Annotated in this window: 15 protein-coding genes and 1 pseudogene; all 16 read right to left on the reverse strand. The window is 38.7% G+C overall.

All coding sequences use genetic code 11. The annotated features are described in order from the left end of the window. Nucleotides 1–349 precede the first annotated feature (349 nt). Nucleotides 350–1,237: a DNA-processing protein DprA gene (gene dprA / locus ABC255_RS21990; RefSeq protein WP_412996888.1), complete on the reverse strand. Its 888-nt coding sequence runs from the start codon at nucleotides 1,235–1,237 to the stop codon at nucleotides 350–352. 263 nt (nucleotides 1,238–1,500) lie between these two features. Next, complete coding sequence (sucD, locus tag ABC255_RS21995; RefSeq protein ID WP_412996890.1) at nucleotides 1,501–2,403, reverse strand: succinate--CoA ligase subunit alpha; 903 nt, start codon at nucleotides 2,401–2,403, stop codon at nucleotides 1,501–1,503. Nucleotides 2,404–2,426: 23 nt separating this feature from the next. After that, nucleotides 2,427–3,587, reverse strand: a complete 1,161-nt coding sequence (gene sucC, locus ABC255_RS22000; protein ID WP_412996891.1) for an ADP-forming succinate--CoA ligase subunit beta — start codon at nucleotides 3,585–3,587, stop codon at nucleotides 2,427–2,429. Nucleotides 3,588–3,807: 220 nt separating this feature from the next. Continuing rightward, complete coding sequence (locus ABC255_RS22005; RefSeq protein WP_412996893.1) at nucleotides 3,808–4,584, reverse strand: ribonuclease HII; 777 nt, start codon at nucleotides 4,582–4,584, stop codon at nucleotides 3,808–3,810. Between the two features lie 97 nt (nucleotides 4,585–4,681). Next, nucleotides 4,682–5,557 carry a ribosome biogenesis GTPase YlqF gene (ylqF, locus tag ABC255_RS22010; RefSeq protein WP_335532748.1) on the reverse strand — a complete coding sequence of 292 codons (876 nt, stop codon included), beginning with the start codon at nucleotides 5,555–5,557 and terminating at the stop codon, nucleotides 4,682–4,684. 17 nt (nucleotides 5,558–5,574) lie between these two features. Beyond that, entirely contained in the window at nucleotides 5,575–6,126 is a 552-nt protein-coding gene (gene lepB / locus ABC255_RS22015) for a signal peptidase I (RefSeq protein ID WP_412996895.1), read from the reverse strand. Between the two features lie 173 nt (nucleotides 6,127–6,299). Then, nucleotides 6,300–6,644: a 50S ribosomal protein L19 gene (rplS, locus tag ABC255_RS22020; RefSeq protein ID WP_034675704.1), complete on the reverse strand. Its 345-nt coding sequence runs from the start codon at nucleotides 6,642–6,644 to the stop codon at nucleotides 6,300–6,302. 147 nt (nucleotides 6,645–6,791) lie between these two features. After that, nucleotides 6,792–7,535: a tRNA (guanosine(37)-N1)-methyltransferase TrmD gene (gene trmD, locus ABC255_RS22025; RefSeq protein ID WP_412996897.1), complete on the reverse strand. Its 744-nt coding sequence runs from the start codon at nucleotides 7,533–7,535 to the stop codon at nucleotides 6,792–6,794. Then, complete coding sequence (gene rimM, locus ABC255_RS22030; RefSeq protein ID WP_412996899.1) at nucleotides 7,532–8,050, reverse strand: ribosome maturation factor RimM; 519 nt, start codon at nucleotides 8,048–8,050, stop codon at nucleotides 7,532–7,534. Before rimM ends, trmD begins: the two co-directional genes overlap by 4 nt. A 14-nt stretch (nucleotides 8,051–8,064) precedes the next feature. Beyond that, complete coding sequence (locus ABC255_RS22035; RefSeq protein ID WP_412996901.1) at nucleotides 8,065–8,451, reverse strand: YlqD family protein; 387 nt, start codon at nucleotides 8,449–8,451, stop codon at nucleotides 8,065–8,067. Nucleotides 8,452–8,537: 86 nt separating this feature from the next. Further along, nucleotides 8,538–8,768, reverse strand: a complete 231-nt coding sequence (locus ABC255_RS22040; RefSeq protein WP_412996903.1) for a KH domain-containing protein — start codon at nucleotides 8,766–8,768, stop codon at nucleotides 8,538–8,540. Between the two features lie 5 nt (nucleotides 8,769–8,773). Then, nucleotides 8,774–9,046 (reverse strand): 30S ribosomal protein S16, encoded by a 273-nt coding sequence (gene rpsP / locus ABC255_RS22045; protein ID WP_034675715.1) that lies wholly within the window; start codon nucleotides 9,044–9,046, stop codon nucleotides 8,774–8,776. 108 nt (nucleotides 9,047–9,154) lie between these two features. Beyond that, nucleotides 9,155–10,507: a signal recognition particle protein gene (gene ffh / locus ABC255_RS22050; protein WP_335532760.1), complete on the reverse strand. Its 1,353-nt coding sequence runs from the start codon at nucleotides 10,505–10,507 to the stop codon at nucleotides 9,155–9,157. A gap of 12 nt (nucleotides 10,508–10,519) precedes the next feature. Then, entirely contained in the window at nucleotides 10,520–10,852 is a 333-nt protein-coding gene (locus ABC255_RS22055) for a putative DNA-binding protein (RefSeq protein WP_179597207.1), read from the reverse strand. An 86-nt stretch (nucleotides 10,853–10,938) separates the two neighbouring features. After that, complete coding sequence (gene ftsY / locus ABC255_RS22060; protein ID WP_335532762.1) at nucleotides 10,939–11,928, reverse strand: signal recognition particle-docking protein FtsY; 990 nt, start codon at nucleotides 11,926–11,928, stop codon at nucleotides 10,939–10,941. A gap of 20 nt (nucleotides 11,929–11,948) precedes the next feature. Continuing rightward, a pseudogene (gene smc, locus ABC255_RS22065) lies at nucleotides 11,949–15,514 on the reverse strand (chromosome segregation protein SMC). Nucleotides 15,515–15,516 lie beyond the last annotated feature (2 nt).

The following is a 15,516-nucleotide window of genomic DNA, read 5'->3' on the forward strand; positions in this document are numbered from 1 at the left end:
CAAATTTTTAAATTCGGTCCTGTGAAAATACTTTACAAAAATGCCTTATCCCTAAATTTATCCTTTTATATAATTATTCCTAAGAAAAGTGGATAGTGTATCATCATGAATACCTCTTATTTTTAAACAAATAACTATTGATGTCAATGACATCGAAACCGTTTACAACTAGTTAATGATAATAATACGCCAAAATATTCCTATTTACACATACTTTTTTTCGAATATCTGTTGGAAAATGTATAACATATTAGAAATAATTTCAAGCTTTTTTACCATCATTCTCTAAGAATACAGAAAAAACCTTCAAAAAACGAAAAATTCATTGATATATTTTTTGACATTAAAGTTATAACCGAAGTTCTTCTAAAATATCCTCGCTGCTCATAACTAGCTTTGCGCCTTGCTTGATGAGGTCATTTGTACCTAGTGAGTTTTGATTAAATATACTTCCTGGTAGTGAAAAAACCTCACGCCCCTCATTTACTGCATAATTAGCTGTAATGAGGGATCCACTTTTTCGTTTTGCTTCTATTATAAATGTGCCATTTGATAATCCGCTGATGATTCGATTACGTGCTGGGAAATGCCATCGCAATGGTTTCGTATCTGGGGGATACTCGGAAATGACCAGCTGTGATTTCATCATTTCCTTTGCTAATTCAGCATTCTCCTTTGGATAGATATGATACACTCCTCCTGCAATAACTGCAATCGTTTTACCTCCATTTTTCATTGCATACTGATGTGCAAGTGTATCGATACCATTCGCTAAACCACTCACAATAACTACTCCCTTTTCCACCAATGGAGGGAACATTAAACGGATGGCATTCTTGCCATATTGAGTTGCTTTCCGCGAACCTACCACAGCGAGCTTCGGCTGTATCTCAAGCAAAGATAGATCACCTTTTACAAATAATACCCATGGCGGCTGATATATTTCTTTTAACAAACTGGGATAATTTTCATCAAATATCGTAATAACCTTAATGCCGTTCTTTTCATATTGTTCGATTTGTTGGGAAATGTTTTCAAATTGAATGGATGTTAAGGAAGGTATGCTTTTTGAGATGGAGTTTGTTGAAGAAGGGAATAAACTATATTGGCAGAATTGTGATTCATCATGTATAGCCGATTGAAGAGATGGGTCCTTTTTCATAAATTGCATAACTTTACTCCAGGACATCCCCGAATGGTGAAGCAAAGCTATAAGTCTTACTCTAAAATCATCCATTATAAACCTCCATTAGTAAAAAGTAAGCTGTATTAAATTTGTCTGTTGATTTGCGCTCCAGGCACTTCGCGGACCTTAGGGCGGTGCGGGGAGCCTCCTCGGCGCTGAAGCGCCTGTGGGGTCTCCCCTACCCCGTCCTCCCGCAGGAGTCTTCGTGCCTTCCGCGCAAATCAACAGATTGCAACAATCAGCCTCTAACTTTAACAAAGTCAAAGAATAAATAAGAAATAGTCCCTCTGTGATAAGGGACTATTTCTACTATTTTAGTGTGTTTTACACTTATCGTATATGCCTTGTTCTTTTAATACTTCAATTAAAGTTTCACCCATTACTGATGGTGTATCCGCCACTTTAATTCCGCACTCATTCATAACACGGATTTTTTCATCAGCAGTTCCTTTACCACCAGAAATAATCGCACCAGCATGGCCCATGCGCTTTCCAGGAGGAGCAGTACGCCCACCAATAAATCCAACAACTGGTTTAGTCATATTTGCTTTAACCCATTCAGCTGCTTCTTCTTCAGCAGTACCGCCGATTTCACCGATCATGATAACAGCATATGTTTCCGGATCTTCATTAAATGCTTTTAAAACATCGATGAAGTTTGTACCGTTAACAGGGTCTCCACCAATTCCAACAGCAGTAGTTTGACCAATTCCTGCTTGTGTTAACTGGTGAACCGCTTCATATGTTAGTGTTCCAGAACGAGAAACAACCCCTACATGACCTTTTGTATGAATGTAACCAGGCATGATACCAATTTTACATTCATCAGCTGTAATAACACCTGGGCAGTTCGGACCAACTAAGCGAGTCTTCTTGCCTTCCATATAACGTTTTACCTTTACCATATCCAATACTGGGATATGCTCCGTAATACAGATAGCTAAGTCTAATTCTGCATCAACAGCTTCAATAATCGCATCCGCTGCAAACGGTGCTGGAACGTAGATAACAGAAGCAGTAGCGCCTGTAGCAGTAACAGCTTCTTTCACTGTATTAAATACAGGGACTCCCTCTACTTCCATGCCGCCTTTACCAGGAGTGGTTCCACCAACGATTTGTGTTCCGTATTCTAACATTTGTTTTGTATGAAAAAGGGCAGTTGAACCTGTAATCCCTTGAACAATTACCTTCGTATCTTTATTAATAAAAACGCTCACGTTAATTCCCCTTTCTTTCGATCCTATTTCACAAGTGAAACGATTTTTTGTGCACCGTCAGCCATTGATTCTGCAGGAGTGATGGCTAAACCAGACTCAGCAAGAATTTTCTTACCTAAATCAACGTTGGTTCCCTCAAGTCTAACAACAAGAGGCACGCTTAGTTGAACCTGCTTAGCAGCCTCGACTACACCCTCAGCAATGACATCACATTTCATAATTCCGCCAAAAATATTTACAAAAATACCTTTTACGTTAGGATCAGAAAGGATAATTTTGAATGCTTCTGTAACCTTCTCGGCTGTAGCACCGCCCCCAACATCAAGGAAGTTCGCCGGGTCTCCGCCATAATGCTTAACAATATCCATTGTTGCCATAGCAAGTCCGGCACCATTAACCATACAGCCAATATTTCCATCTAAAGATATATAGCTTAAATCATATTTAGAAGCTTCGATTTCCTTTGGATCTTCTTCCTCAAGATCACGGTAAGCAAGCACGTCTTTTTGACGATATAAAGCATTTGAGTCAAAGTTTAACTTTGCATCTAACGCCATTACTTTTCCATCACCCGTTACCACCAATGGGTTGATTTCAGCAATCGAGCAATCCTTTTCGATGTAAGCACTGTATAAGCCCATCATGAATTTAACAGCTTGATTAACAAGCTCTTTTGGAATGTTAATATTGAATGCGATTCGACGCGCCTGATAAGGCATTAAGCCAACGACCGGGTCAATTTCTTCTTTGAAGATCTTCTCCGGAGTTTTTTCAGCTACTTCTTCAATTTCTGTACCGCCTTCTTCAGAAGCCATAAGTACAACTCTTGAAGTAGCACGATCTAATACAAGACCAACGTAGTATTCTTTTTTGATGTCGCAGCCTTCTTCAATTAAAAGACGCTTAACTTCTTTTCCTTCAGGACCAGTTTGGTGTGTAACCAATGTTTTTCCTAGGATTTCACTAGCGTATGTACGCACTTCATCAAGGCTTTTAGCAACTTTAACTCCGCCGGCTTTACCTCGACCGCCAGCATGGATTTGTGCCTTTACTACACAAACTTGTGTGCCTAATTCCTTTGCAGCTTCTACAGCTTCTTCAACCGTGAATGCCACTTTGCCATTAGGAACACTTACCCCGTATTTTCTGAGGATTTCTTTCCCCTGATACTCATGGATATTCATTTCCCATCCTCCTATCAAACTCTTCAAAAAATTGACTCCGTTTTCATTTTATAGAATGACTGAAACCTTGTCCACAGTTATGCACAAAAAAATTATATTCCTCATAATATTATGAATAGTTAAACCCTATAATTAAAGCGTTTTCATAAAAATACAAACCAAAATATGACAACTTATTATTTTCTAACAATAACAAAACAAGCTAGTTTTGCTTGTTTTGTTATTTATCCAACACCCAATCTTTTACTGGCGCAAAGCTCTTTCGATGGTAAGGTGTAATGCCATGCCTCTGAATGGCTTGTATATGTTCCCTTGTGCCATACCCCATATTTTGTTGAAGCCCATATTCAGGAAATTGTGTTGATAATTCAACCATTAAGCGGTCTCTTGCAACTTTCGCTACGATGGAAGCAGCAGCGATAGACACACTCTTTGCATCTCCTTTAATGATAGATTCAACTACAAAAGGTGTTTCAAGCTTCATCGCATCAATCAGCAAAACTTCAGGATTGGGGTCTAAAGATGCAATCGCAGCAATCATCGCCTTTTTTGTAGCCTCATAGATATTGACTCTATCAATTTCATCAGCGTCAATCATTGCAACACTAACTGCAATCGCTTCTCTTCTGATGATCTCATCATATTCATTGCGCTTTTTTTCTGAAATCTTTTTTGAATCATCTATACCTGCTAAGAAAAAATCCTCAGGCAAAATAACTGCTGCTGCCACTACCGGTCCTGCCAGCGGGCCCCTGCCAACTTCATCCACACCTGCTATATATTTATATCCTTGCGCCTGCCATTTGTTTTCGTAAACCTTCATTTCATTAAACTTTTCATGAAGCTGTCTTTCCTGTTCCATCCTCTTTTGCCATCTATGTATTAATTGTTGAACTCCTTTACGCTCATCCTGCTGAATTCTTTTAAAAAAAGGATCACTCTTAGTCTTTATGTTATTAAGCTGTTGTTCTATTTCTGCAATTGTAGATAGTTTCATTTTCTTCACCCGTTGTAAATCATACCTTGCACTAGGATTAAATACAATGACCAAAAATAAACAAAAAACTCTCCATGTGAGAGAGTTTCTTTAATGTTTACTTTTTTTCAGCTTTATCGATAATATCGCTTGGTCTTTCAAATGTCAGCGGTCCGAATTTTTCAGACCTTATTTCTCTAATGACTAGCTCTGAAACTTTATCGTAATCGACAATCCCACCGGATCCAAGACAGCCTCTAAGTTCTCCAATTTGGTCAAACATTTCGACCACGTTTTCTGGGACTGATTCAAGATGGTATCGTTCCTTCAATCTCTCTGGATAATGTTCTTCTAAAAATTTAATTGAAAAGACAACCAGATCCTGCAAATTGAGAAGGGTGTCCTTGATTGCACCAGTAACAGCCAATTTTTTTCCAACCTCCTGGTCTTCAAATTTTGGCCAGAGTATTCCAGGTGTATCTAACAATTCCAACTCTTTACCGACTTTAATCCACTGTTGGGCTTTTGTTACTCCTGGCATATTTCCTGTCTTTGCAATGTTTTTCTTTGCAAGCCGATTAATTAATGTTGACTTTCCTGCATTAGGAATACCAACTATCATGGCACGAATGGCTCTAGGGTTTACTACACCTTTTGCTCTTAGACGATCAAACTTTTCCTTTAAGATTTCATGGGATGCCTTTACAATATCCTTCATACCTTCTCCAGCTTGAGAATTAATGGCTATTGCTTTTATTCCTTTTGCTGCAAAGTAGGCAATCCATTCTTTCGTGATTGCTTTATCAGCAAGATCGGCTTTATTTAAGAGAACCAGCCTCGGTTTATGCTGAATAATTTCATCAATCATCGGATTGCGGGATGAATAAGGAATTCTTGCATCCACTAATTCGTAGATTATATCTACTAGCTTTAATTTTTCCGTGACCTCTCTTCGAGCTTTTGCCATATGGCCTGGAAACCATTGGATCGTCAAAGCAGTCACCTCCTATGTTATTTCAAGATGTGCGCATCTTTTATTGGCCAGTAAACGATACTTGTTTTACCAATTATTTTATCCAATGCGATTGTACCGATATGTCTGCTATCTTTACTGAAGCGACGATTATCGCCCATTACGAACAATTCACCCTCTGGGACTGTCTCAGTACCTACAGGTGTTTCTTCAAGTGTAAAAGGATCGGTTAGAGGTCCTTCCACTTTCTTCTTATATTCATCCAAGTAAGGTTCCTCATATGCTTTTCCATTAACATATAATGTATCATCTTTATATTCAATACGATCGCCGGGAAGCCCAATTACTCTTTTTATGTAATCCTTCTGTTCCGGCGCATGGAAGACGATAATATCAAATCGTTTTGGTTCACCTATATTATAGCTTAGCTTATTTACTATCATACGGTCTTGATGTTGCAGCGTCGGCATCATGGATAGCCCGTCTACTACAATAGGTGCAAAAAGAAAGTAACGAATGACAGCTGCCAGTGCAACAGCAATTAAAAGTGCCTTCGTCCATTCCCAAAGTTCATTTTTCTTTTTTATCATGTCTGTTCCCCGCCAATCACAAAAAAATGTTTGCTATCTTCTTATTTTACATAAAAATTATTTATTAAACACGTGGGGCTGCACTTTTTAATCAAACTTTAATATTATTTCTTAATGGGGATATAATCCTGTATGTACGAAAAAAGAGCTTGCAGAGCAAGCTCTTTCTTTTATTATCTAATTTCTTTAATACGAGCTTTTTTACCACGTAGCTTACGTAAGTAGTATAGCTTAGCACGGCGAACTTTACCGCGGCGCAATACTTCAAGCTTCGCAATTTTAGGTGTGTGTACAGGGAAAGTACGCTCAACGCCTACTCCGTAAGAAACCTTACGAACTGTGAAAGTTTCGCTAATTCCACCACCACGACGCTTAATCACTACACCTTCGAATAACTGAATACGCTCGCGAGTACCCTCGACAACTTTAACGTGTACACGTACAGTGTCACCAGGACGGAACGCAGGTAGATCAGAACGAAGTTGTTCTTTTGTGATTTCTTCAATTAATTTTTGCATCGTTTTCAACTCCTTCCAACAGACGCTCATGCATATCTACTATCCTTCTACATTGCAGCGGAACATCGTTATAAGACCATACTGAATACGTTAATCAGCTCAAGTCACAAGAAGTATCATAACACAAAAGACAACTCCATGCAATAACTACTCGTATTCTTTTTTTATTTCATTCAGCCAATTTTCCTGGTCCTTGGTTAATTCTATTTTTTCTAATAAGTCAGGTCTTCTAAGTAATGTTCGTCTTAAAGCTTCTTTGTTTCTCCACTCTTCAATTAATTTATGATTACCTTGCAGCAGGACCTCAGGAACCTTCATGCCTCGAAAATCAGAAGGACGTGTATAATGCGGATGCTCCAATAGGCCAGTACTAAATGAATCTTTCATATGTGATTCTTGATTTCCTAAGACTTCAGGTAAAAGACGGACGACGCTATCAATCACTACCATTGCTCCAAGCTCACCGCCGGTTAAGACATAATCTCCTATTGAGATTTCATCTGTTACCACATGTTCACGAATTCTTTCATCATAGCCCTCATAATGACCGCAAACAAATATCAGGTGCTCTTCCTGCGCCAATTCCTCTGCTGTTTTTTGGTCATATGTTTTTCCTTGAGGGCAAAGCAGGATCACTCTTGTCCGATCACTTTCCGCTTGTTCCTTTAATGCCGCAACAGCGTCGAATAGCGGCTGTGCCTTTAATACCATTCCTGCGCCACCACCATAGGGATAATCGTCAACAGTCTGATGTTTATTATCGGCGTAGTCCCGGAAATTGACAACATTGTATTGAACTGCTGATTTTTCAGCTGCTTTATGTAGAATGGAATGTCCTAATACACCTGAAAACATCTCAGGAAATAATGTAAGTACATCTATTTTCATCATGAAAGCAGCCCTTCCATCGGCTCAATTAAGATTACCTTTTCCTTCACATCCACTTTTTTCACAACATCTTCAATATAAGGAATCAATATTTCCCTGCCACCAGGAGATTTAATTACCCATACATCATTTGCCCCTGGGGAGAGTATCTCGGTAACCTTACCAATTTCCTCACCGCTAGTTGTAGCAACGAGGCAGCCAATAATCTCATGGTAATAATACTCATCTTTCTTAAGATTACCTAGCTGCGTTTCTGGAACCTTTAGGATCCCATCTCTAAACTTTTCAACCTCGTTGATATTTTCAAACCCTTCAAAGGTTAAAAGATTAAAGTTTTTGTGAGTACGATGGGTTTTTACCGTTAATTCGATCGGCTTAGTAGATCCTGGCATAAATAAATACAATGTATTCCCTACTTTGTAGCGTTGCTCGGGGAAATCAGTTTTAGAAATAACCCTGACCTCACCTCTAATTCCGTGTGTATTGACGATTTTGCCAACATTAAACCATTTTTCCATAATGCTTGTCACCTCTATCTTATTTCCTCAATCATACCGTTTTTAATGATGATCGTACGATGCCCTGTTACTTCTTCCCAATTGTCGCCAACATTTACTTCAACAAGTGCCTGCACTTCTTTTTCTTTTAATTCACTGCCTAATGGTAGCATATGTAGTTGTTCGATTTGAAACTCATACAGCTTTTCTTTATCATGACGTTTTTTCAGTTCTTTTTCAAAATGAGTTTTCAGCGCGCTTGCTTGATATTTCTTCGCCTTTTCTAATTTTTTTAACTCAAAGTGAAGCTGCTCATATTCTTTTTGCATTTGCAGTTTGCCTGCAAAATATTTTTCAAGCAGCTTTTGTTTGCTTTGCTCCGTTAAGATTTGCTTTACGATAACAGTTTGAATAAGTTGCATAAAATTGCTTCCTCCTTCATCCTCTGTTTTCATGATAGCAAAAAAGGGAGGAATCTGATTCCTCCCTTTCATCTAGATGCAAAAAGCTATTCACCAATTTCTAGAAAAATTTTCTTTTGTTGTGAAGATCCTGCTGCGTATACAACAGTCCTAATGGCCTTTGCAACACGCCCTTGTTTGCCAATCACCTTTCCCATATCTGTCTTATTGACAGTAAGGTAATATGTGATTCGCTGATCCTCTTCGTTGATATTCACGCGAACATCTTCTGGAAAATCAACAAGTGGCTTTACAATACTTTCAATTAATTGCTTCATAGCAATTACTTGCTTAACTTAGCATTATGGAATTTTTCCATGATGCCTTGGTTAGAGAAAAGGTTACGAACTGTATCAGATGGTTTCGCACCATCTTGTAACCATTTAAGAGCTAATTCTTCGTTGATTTGGATTGCAGCTGGTTGAGCTACTGGATTGTAAGTTCCGATAACTTCAATGTAACGTCCGTCACGAGGAGAACGAGAATCTGCTGCTACGATACGATAGAAAGGAGTCTTTTTAGCTCCCATACGCTTTAAACGAATTTTTACTGCCATTTTAAATAAGCACCTCCGAATAGTTTCACACAAGATAGTATATTATCAATTATTAATTCATTTGTAAAGTGTTTTTTCTTTACAGTAGTATTGCCAATTTTTTCAGCTTTAAAACGGCTTAAACGGAAACTTAAATCCGCCTTTTTTCTTGCCTTTTTGCTGCATTCCTGTCATTTGCTTCATCATCTTCTTCATATCTTCAAACTGTTTTAATAAACGATTAACCTCTGGAACAGTTCTGCCGCTTCCTTTGGCAATCCTTCTTTTGCGGTTTGAATTCAAGATTTCAGGATGAGTCTTTTCTTCCATGGTCATAGAGCGAATGATGGCTTCAACATGCGAAATTTGTTTCTCTTCAATTTGAATATTATTCAAACCTTTGATTTTGTTAGCACCTGGCATCATTTTTAATAATTCATCTAGTGGACCTAAATTACGAACCTGCCCTAGCTGCTCTAAAAAGTCATCGAGGGTAAAGGAGGCTGTCCGCATTTTCTGCTCAAGCTCTTTTGCCTTTTCCTCGTCAACATTTGCCTGGGCCTTCTCAATAAGCGTAAGAACGTCACCCATCCCAAGAATTCTAGAGGCCATCCGCTCAGGATGGAAAGGTTCAATAGCGTCCATTTTTTCGCCTAGACCGACAAACTTAATCGGTGTTTGTGTTACAGCACGAATAGACAGCGCAGCTCCACCACGTGTGTCACCGTCAAGCTTTGTTAAGACAACCCCAGTCAAACCAAGCTGTTCATTAAAGCTTTGGGCCACATTAACTGCATCTTGACCAGTCATTGCATCAACAACAAGAAAGATTTCATCAGGTTTTGCAAGCTCCTTAATATCCTTCAGCTCGCCCATTAGGTTTTCATCGACATGTAAACGTCCTGCTGTATCAATTAAGACATAATCATTATGTTCTTCTTTCGCTTTCGCAATCGCTTGCTTGGCAATTTCTACTGGGCTTACTTGATCACCAAGGGAAAATACAGGCATATCCAGCTGTTTTCCAAGGGTTTCAAGCTGCTTAATCGCAGCAGGACGATAGATATCAGCTGCTACAAGCATTGGCTTACGGTTATATTTTTTACGAAGCAGGTTTGCAAGCTTTCCAGTGGTTGTCGTTTTACCAGCACCCTGTAATCCCACCATCATAATCACAGTAGGAGGACGATTAGAGGCAGCGATCTTGCTTTGCTCACCGCCCATTAATTCTGTCAGTTCTTCATTAACAATTTTAATGATCTGCTGACCAGGGGTTAGGCTTTTTAGTACTTCTTGTCCTACTGCACGGTCGCTGACTTTTTTTACAAAGTCTTTAACAACCTTAAAATTAACGTCAGCCTCGAGTAGTGCAAGGCGGACTTCACGCATCATTTCTTTTACATCCGCTTCCGTTACCTTGCCTTTTCCACGGATTTTTTGGATCGTATTCTGCAGTCGGTCGGCTAATCCTTCAAATGCCATTCATGCCGCCTCCTAATCTAATTTCTCTAGCTCGGCAACCACTTCCAGCATTGCCTGCTTTGATGGGTGTTCTTCATTTAGCAATTCTTTTACATGCCTTAATAGTTTGCTGCGCTCTTGAAATTTCTGAAATAATAATAGCTTTTCTTCATACTCCTCAAGCATGGCTTCCGTACGTTTGATATTATCATATACAGCCTGACGGCTTACATCGTACTCTTCAGCGATTTCTCCAAGTGAGTAATCATCTAAATAATAGAGAGACATATAGCTTTGCTGCTTTGGTGTTAACAACGAATAATAGAAATCATAAAGATAATTCATTCGCGTTGTTTTTTCAAGCATGCGTATACCTCCCCTTGTTAAGTGAAAAGCCTTTACAAATGTAGTTTACACAGTCATTGCTAGTCTGTCAAGAAAATATCTTTACATCAATTTACAGCATTATCCACTTGGTCCGCAAATAAACCATAAACATATTGCTCTGCGTTAAATTCTTGAAGATCATCCATTTTTTCACCAAGTCCGACGTATTTTACTGGGATTTTCAATTCATTTCGAATCGCCAAAACAATACCGCCTTTTGCCGTACCATCTAATTTAGAAAGGACGATTCCGCTCACATTTGTTACCTCTTTAAATGTCTTAGCCTGAATAAGTGCATTTTGGCCTGTCGTCGCATCTAGTACAAGAAGTACTTCATGTGGTGCACCTGGTACCTCGCGCTCAATTACCCGTTTTACCTTTTCAAGCTCTTTCATTAAGTTAACTTTATTTTGTAAACGTCCGGCAGTATCGCAAATCAATATGTCTACTTTCCGAGATTTAGCGGCCTTAATTGCATCAAACATAACAGCTGCTGGATCAGAGCCTTCTGCCTGTTTAATCACGTCTACACCGACTCTTTCTCCCCAAACTTCTAACTGCTCAATTGCCCCCGCACGGAAAGTGTCACCTGCTGCCAATAAAACAGATTTCCCTTCACTTTTAAACTTATGACCAAGTTTCCCAATGGTTGTTGTTTTCCCCACGCCATTAACACCGACAAATAAAATAACAGTAAGCCCATCTTCTTGTATATTCAACTTAGAAGATTGTTCCTCACCCGCATTATAAATATCGACCAACTTTTCGGAAATAACACTTTGAACTTCCTGTGGATCCTGAATATTTCGACGTTTGACTTCCATTTTTAACTCTTCGATTAGCTTCATAACCGTATCAAAGCCTACATCTGCCTGTATTAAGATTTCTTCTAATTCCTCGAAGAAATCTTCGTCTACTTTGCGGTATCTAGCCACAAGGTCATTTACCTTACCAGAGAAATTATTTCTTGTCTTCGAGAGACCGTCTTTAAATTTTTCCGTTACTGTCTCCGTTTGTTTCGTTAGTTTCTCTTTTAATTTTTTAAAAAAACTCATTCTTCTTCACTTCCTTAGATTTAAGTTTCAACAAGCTCCTTTGTATCCTCGAGTCGGACCGAAACGAGCTTTGAGACACCTGATTCCTGCATAGTTACACCGTATAGAACATCCGCTTCTTCCATCGTACCTTTTCTATGAGTGATAACGATAAACTGTGTTTCAGAACTAAATCGCTTTAAATATTGACTAAAACGAAAAACATTTGCCTCATCTAATGCTGCTTCTACCTCATCTAAGATACAAAACGGCACAGGGCGAATTTTTAATATTGAAAATAGCAGTGCTATCGCTGTTAATGCTCTTTCTCCCCCTGATAATAAGCCAAGGTTTTGCAGCTTTTTGCCTGGAGGCTGTGCCACGATTTCTACACCCGTATTTAACAAATCCTCTGGATTAGTAAGTTTTAAATCTGCCCTTCCACCACCAAATAACGCACGGAACACAGGTTCAAATTGCTCACGAATACCATAAAACGTCTGCTCAAAACGTCTTTTCATTTCAATATCCATTTCGTCAATAACCTGATAGAGTGTATCCTTCGCCTCTTGGAGGTCGTTCTTTTGATCATTTAAAAATTCATAACGTTCCGATACTCTCTCGTATTCTTCAATTGCACCAATATTAACACTGCCCAGTTCATCGATTGCCAGCTTAATCAACTTTACTTTTTTCCTAGCTTCTTCTACCGGCAAGCCTAGTGGATACTGTTCTTTCGCACCCTCAAAAGTAAGTAAATATTCCTCTCTAAGATGTGCAAGTTTTGTTTCAAGTTCCACATCTAAGCGGTTAATTTTTACTTCTTCATCCTTTAAAACTTCAACCATTCCTTTATGAAGTCTCTTTATTTCTTTTGCCTCAATTTCAGCATCTTCAAGTGCAGCATGCATTTGGAGCCGTTCCTGCCTTCTTGATGAAATAAGCGAAATGGTTTCTTCCTTGTCCTGCTGCTTGCGTCTTGCAGCAATCTCTAACTGTTCTTCGCCGGAAGTGCTCCCCTCCATTTCAGATGTTAGCAGCATAAGATCCTCTTTATAAAGCGTAAATCGCTCTTGACTCTCATTTAATTCTTCGACAATCATTGCAAAACGTTCTTTTGTATTTACAAATTGCTCATTCTTTGCCGCAAACTCGACTTTTAAATCCGTTATATCCTTCGTCAGTGTTTCTTTTGATGAGATGTCATTCGTTTTTTGTTCAGTAAGTTTAGCAATTTGAGTATCAAGCGAAGCTATCTTTTCTTTAAAGCTGGTAATTGCTTCATTGAGTTCAGCTTTTCGGTTTGTTATGGTTTTCTGTTCTTCCATCAATTGACCTTTTTCAAGGTCATAGATTTTCAACCTGTCATTAATATTCTTCGCTTCAAATTCAGCTTCACGGAAATCACCTTTTAATGTTTGCTCCTGTTGTCTTTGTTCTTCACCAAACTTCCGCATTGCTTCTAGCTCTAATTCATGTGTTTTAACATCCTCTTTTAATACTTTTACATGACTTTCTAAACTTGTAGCTTTTCCACTCATAATAATAAGTTTTTCTTTCAACTCTTCAAGCTCGCCTTTTCTAGTCAATAAAGAACTTGTCTTTTGCTTTTGTGCCCCGCCTGTCATTGACCCGCCTGGATTGACTATATCTCCATCTAAAGTAACCATTCGACAACGATACTGGAGGATTTTAGCCAGTTCGTTCGCACCCTTTAAATCTTTCGTGATGACAACGTTACCTAGAAGGTTGCTTATCACTTCAGAGTATTTGGGATCAAAGCTTACTAGATCTACTGCACTCCCTACCAATGAAGGATGGTTTTGAATAGATGTAAGTTGTGAGGAAGACAACACTCTGCCTTTAATAACACTTAAAGGTAAAAAGGTTGCTCGTCCGAATGAATTTTGTTTCAAGAATTGAATGGCCATACGGGCATTTTGTTCTGTATCCACGACTATGTGCTGCAAGGCTCCGCCTAACGCTGTTTCAAGTGCAGTTTCATACTCCTTCGGCACCGTTACAAGCTCAGCGATAGCTCCTTCAATGCCATGCAGCTTTTTTCCCGTGCTTTCAAAACTTCTTTTACGCCTTGGAAAAAACCAGAGTAGTCCTCTTCCATTTCCTCGAGCATTTCTTTTCTTGATTTCGCCTGTTGAAGAATTTGATAAGCCTGATATAAAGTCTTTTCTTGCTTTTGATAGTTATTTTGCGCATTCTCGAGCTTGCGCTGCTTCTCTCTATAACTTGTTACGTGATTGGAAAGACTTTTTTGTACCTCTTCTAAGGCTGTTTGAACCTGTAATATTTTATTTTGAACTTTTTGTCTTTCCTCAATGAACTTAACATTTTCAGTGTCTAGGCGTGCGCTCTTTGTTTCTTGCTGTTCTAGCTGCTGATCGATATACTTAATCTCATTTTTCGCACCAGCCTGATCATTTAAAAGTTCAATATATTCACTTTTTAAAGTTTCAATTTTTTCTTCAATATTTTCAGTAAATAACGCCAATTTCCCCTGTTTCTCTTTTAACTGAGTTTGAAGGGTATTTACCTGTTCAGTCAGTTTATCAACTAGGTCAGCTTGAATTTCTTTGTTACGTTTTAATTGTGAGATTTTATCTGTCAGTTCAGCAATACTTTTTTCAAGCTGTGCTCTATTTTGAAAGGCGTTTTTCTTGCGTTCCTTTAAAACATCTTTCCTGCCTTCTAATTTTTCTAGTTCTTCACTTGCATGAAGGAGAACATTTTGCAAATCAGTAATCGACTCATCTAGTGCAGCAATGTGGTCCCTTGTTTCTTCTATTTTTGCTTCCTTTACCTGCAGCTGTGCCGAAAACTTTATCTCTTCCTGCTGATGTTCTGCAAGCTGGGTTGAAAGACGAGTCCACTTTTGGTGTAAATCTTCGATGTCGTAAACCGTTAAGGCTACTTCGATTTTTTCAAGTTCTTCCTTTTTCTCTAAATAATCTTTTGCCATGGAAGCCTGAATCTTTAACGGTTCAACTTGTCCTTCGAGTTCATGAAGAATGTCATTCACTCGATTTAAATTATCCTGTGTTTCTATTAATTTAGCTTCTGCTTTTTTCTTGCGATTTTTATATTTTAAAACGCCAGCAGCTTCTTCAAAGATCGTTCTTCGGTCTTCTGCCTTACTATTGAGAATTTCTTCAACTTTACCTTGGCTGATAATGGAGAACGCTTCTCTGCCAAGACCCGAGTCCATAAACAAATCAACAATATCTTTAAGTCTGCAGGGCTGTTTATTTATTAAATATTCACTATCTCCTGCACGGGTGACCCGTCTCGTTACACTTACTTCATTGTAATCAATGGCTAATCCTTCGTCCTGATTATCCAGCGTTAAGGTCACTTCCGCATAATTTAACGGCTTTCTTGAATCGCTTCCTGCAAAAATGATATCTTCCATTTTAGAGCCTCTAAGTGATTTAGCAGACTGCTCGCCTAAAACCCAGCGTATCGCATCTGTTATATTACTTTTCCCACTTCCGTTCGGACCAACTACAGCAGTGACTCCTTGAACAAAATCCACCCCAATACGATCTGCAAAAGATTTAAAGCCAATGATGTCCAACCGTTTTAAAAACATAT

Origin of the sequence: Neobacillus canaveralius, from assembly GCF_047237705.1 — a bacterium.
GTDB lineage: Bacteria > Bacillota > Bacilli > Bacillales > Cytobacillaceae > Neobacillus > Neobacillus niacini_K.

Excerpts from the sequence above, each read along its gene's own strand:
- dprA (WP_412996888.1), bottom strand. The coding sequence starts at position 1,237 with ATGGATGATTTTAGAGTAAGACTTATAGCTTTGCTTCACCATTCGGGG.
- sucC (WP_412996891.1), bottom strand. The coding sequence starts at position 3,587 with ATGAATATCCATGAGTATCAGGGGAAAGAAATCCTCAGAAAATACGGG.
- ABC255_RS22005 (WP_412996893.1), bottom strand. The coding sequence starts at position 4,584 with ATGAAACTATCTACAATTGCAGAAATAGAACAACAGCTTAATAACATA.
- lepB (WP_412996895.1), bottom strand. The coding sequence starts at position 6,126 with ATGATAAAAAAGAAAAATGAACTTTGGGAATGGACGAAGGCACTTTTA.
- rplS (WP_034675704.1), bottom strand. The coding sequence starts at position 6,644 with ATGCAAAAATTAATTGAAGAAATCACAAAAGAACAACTTCGTTCTGAT.
- trmD (WP_412996897.1), bottom strand. The coding sequence starts at position 7,535 with ATGATGAAAATAGATGTACTTACATTATTTCCTGAGATGTTTTCAGGT.
- rimM (WP_412996899.1), bottom strand. The coding sequence starts at position 8,050 with ATGGAAAAATGGTTTAATGTTGGCAAAATCGTCAATACACACGGAATT.
- ABC255_RS22035 (WP_412996901.1), bottom strand. The coding sequence starts at position 8,451 with ATGCAACTTATTCAAACTGTTATCGTAAAGCAAATCTTAACGGAGCAA.
- ABC255_RS22040 (WP_412996903.1), bottom strand. The coding sequence starts at position 8,768 with ATGAAGCAATTAATTGAAAGTATTGTAAAGCCACTTGTTGATTTTCCA.
- rpsP (WP_034675715.1), bottom strand. The coding sequence starts at position 9,046 with ATGGCAGTAAAAATTCGTTTAAAGCGTATGGGAGCTAAAAAGACTCCT.
- ffh (WP_335532760.1), bottom strand. The coding sequence starts at position 10,507 with ATGGCATTTGAAGGATTAGCCGACCGACTGCAGAATACGATCCAAAAA.
- ABC255_RS22055 (WP_179597207.1), bottom strand. The coding sequence starts at position 10,852 with ATGCTTGAAAAAACAACGCGAATGAATTATCTTTATGATTTCTATTAT.
- ftsY (WP_335532762.1), bottom strand. The coding sequence starts at position 11,928 with ATGAGTTTTTTTAAAAAATTAAAAGAGAAACTAACGAAACAAACGGAG.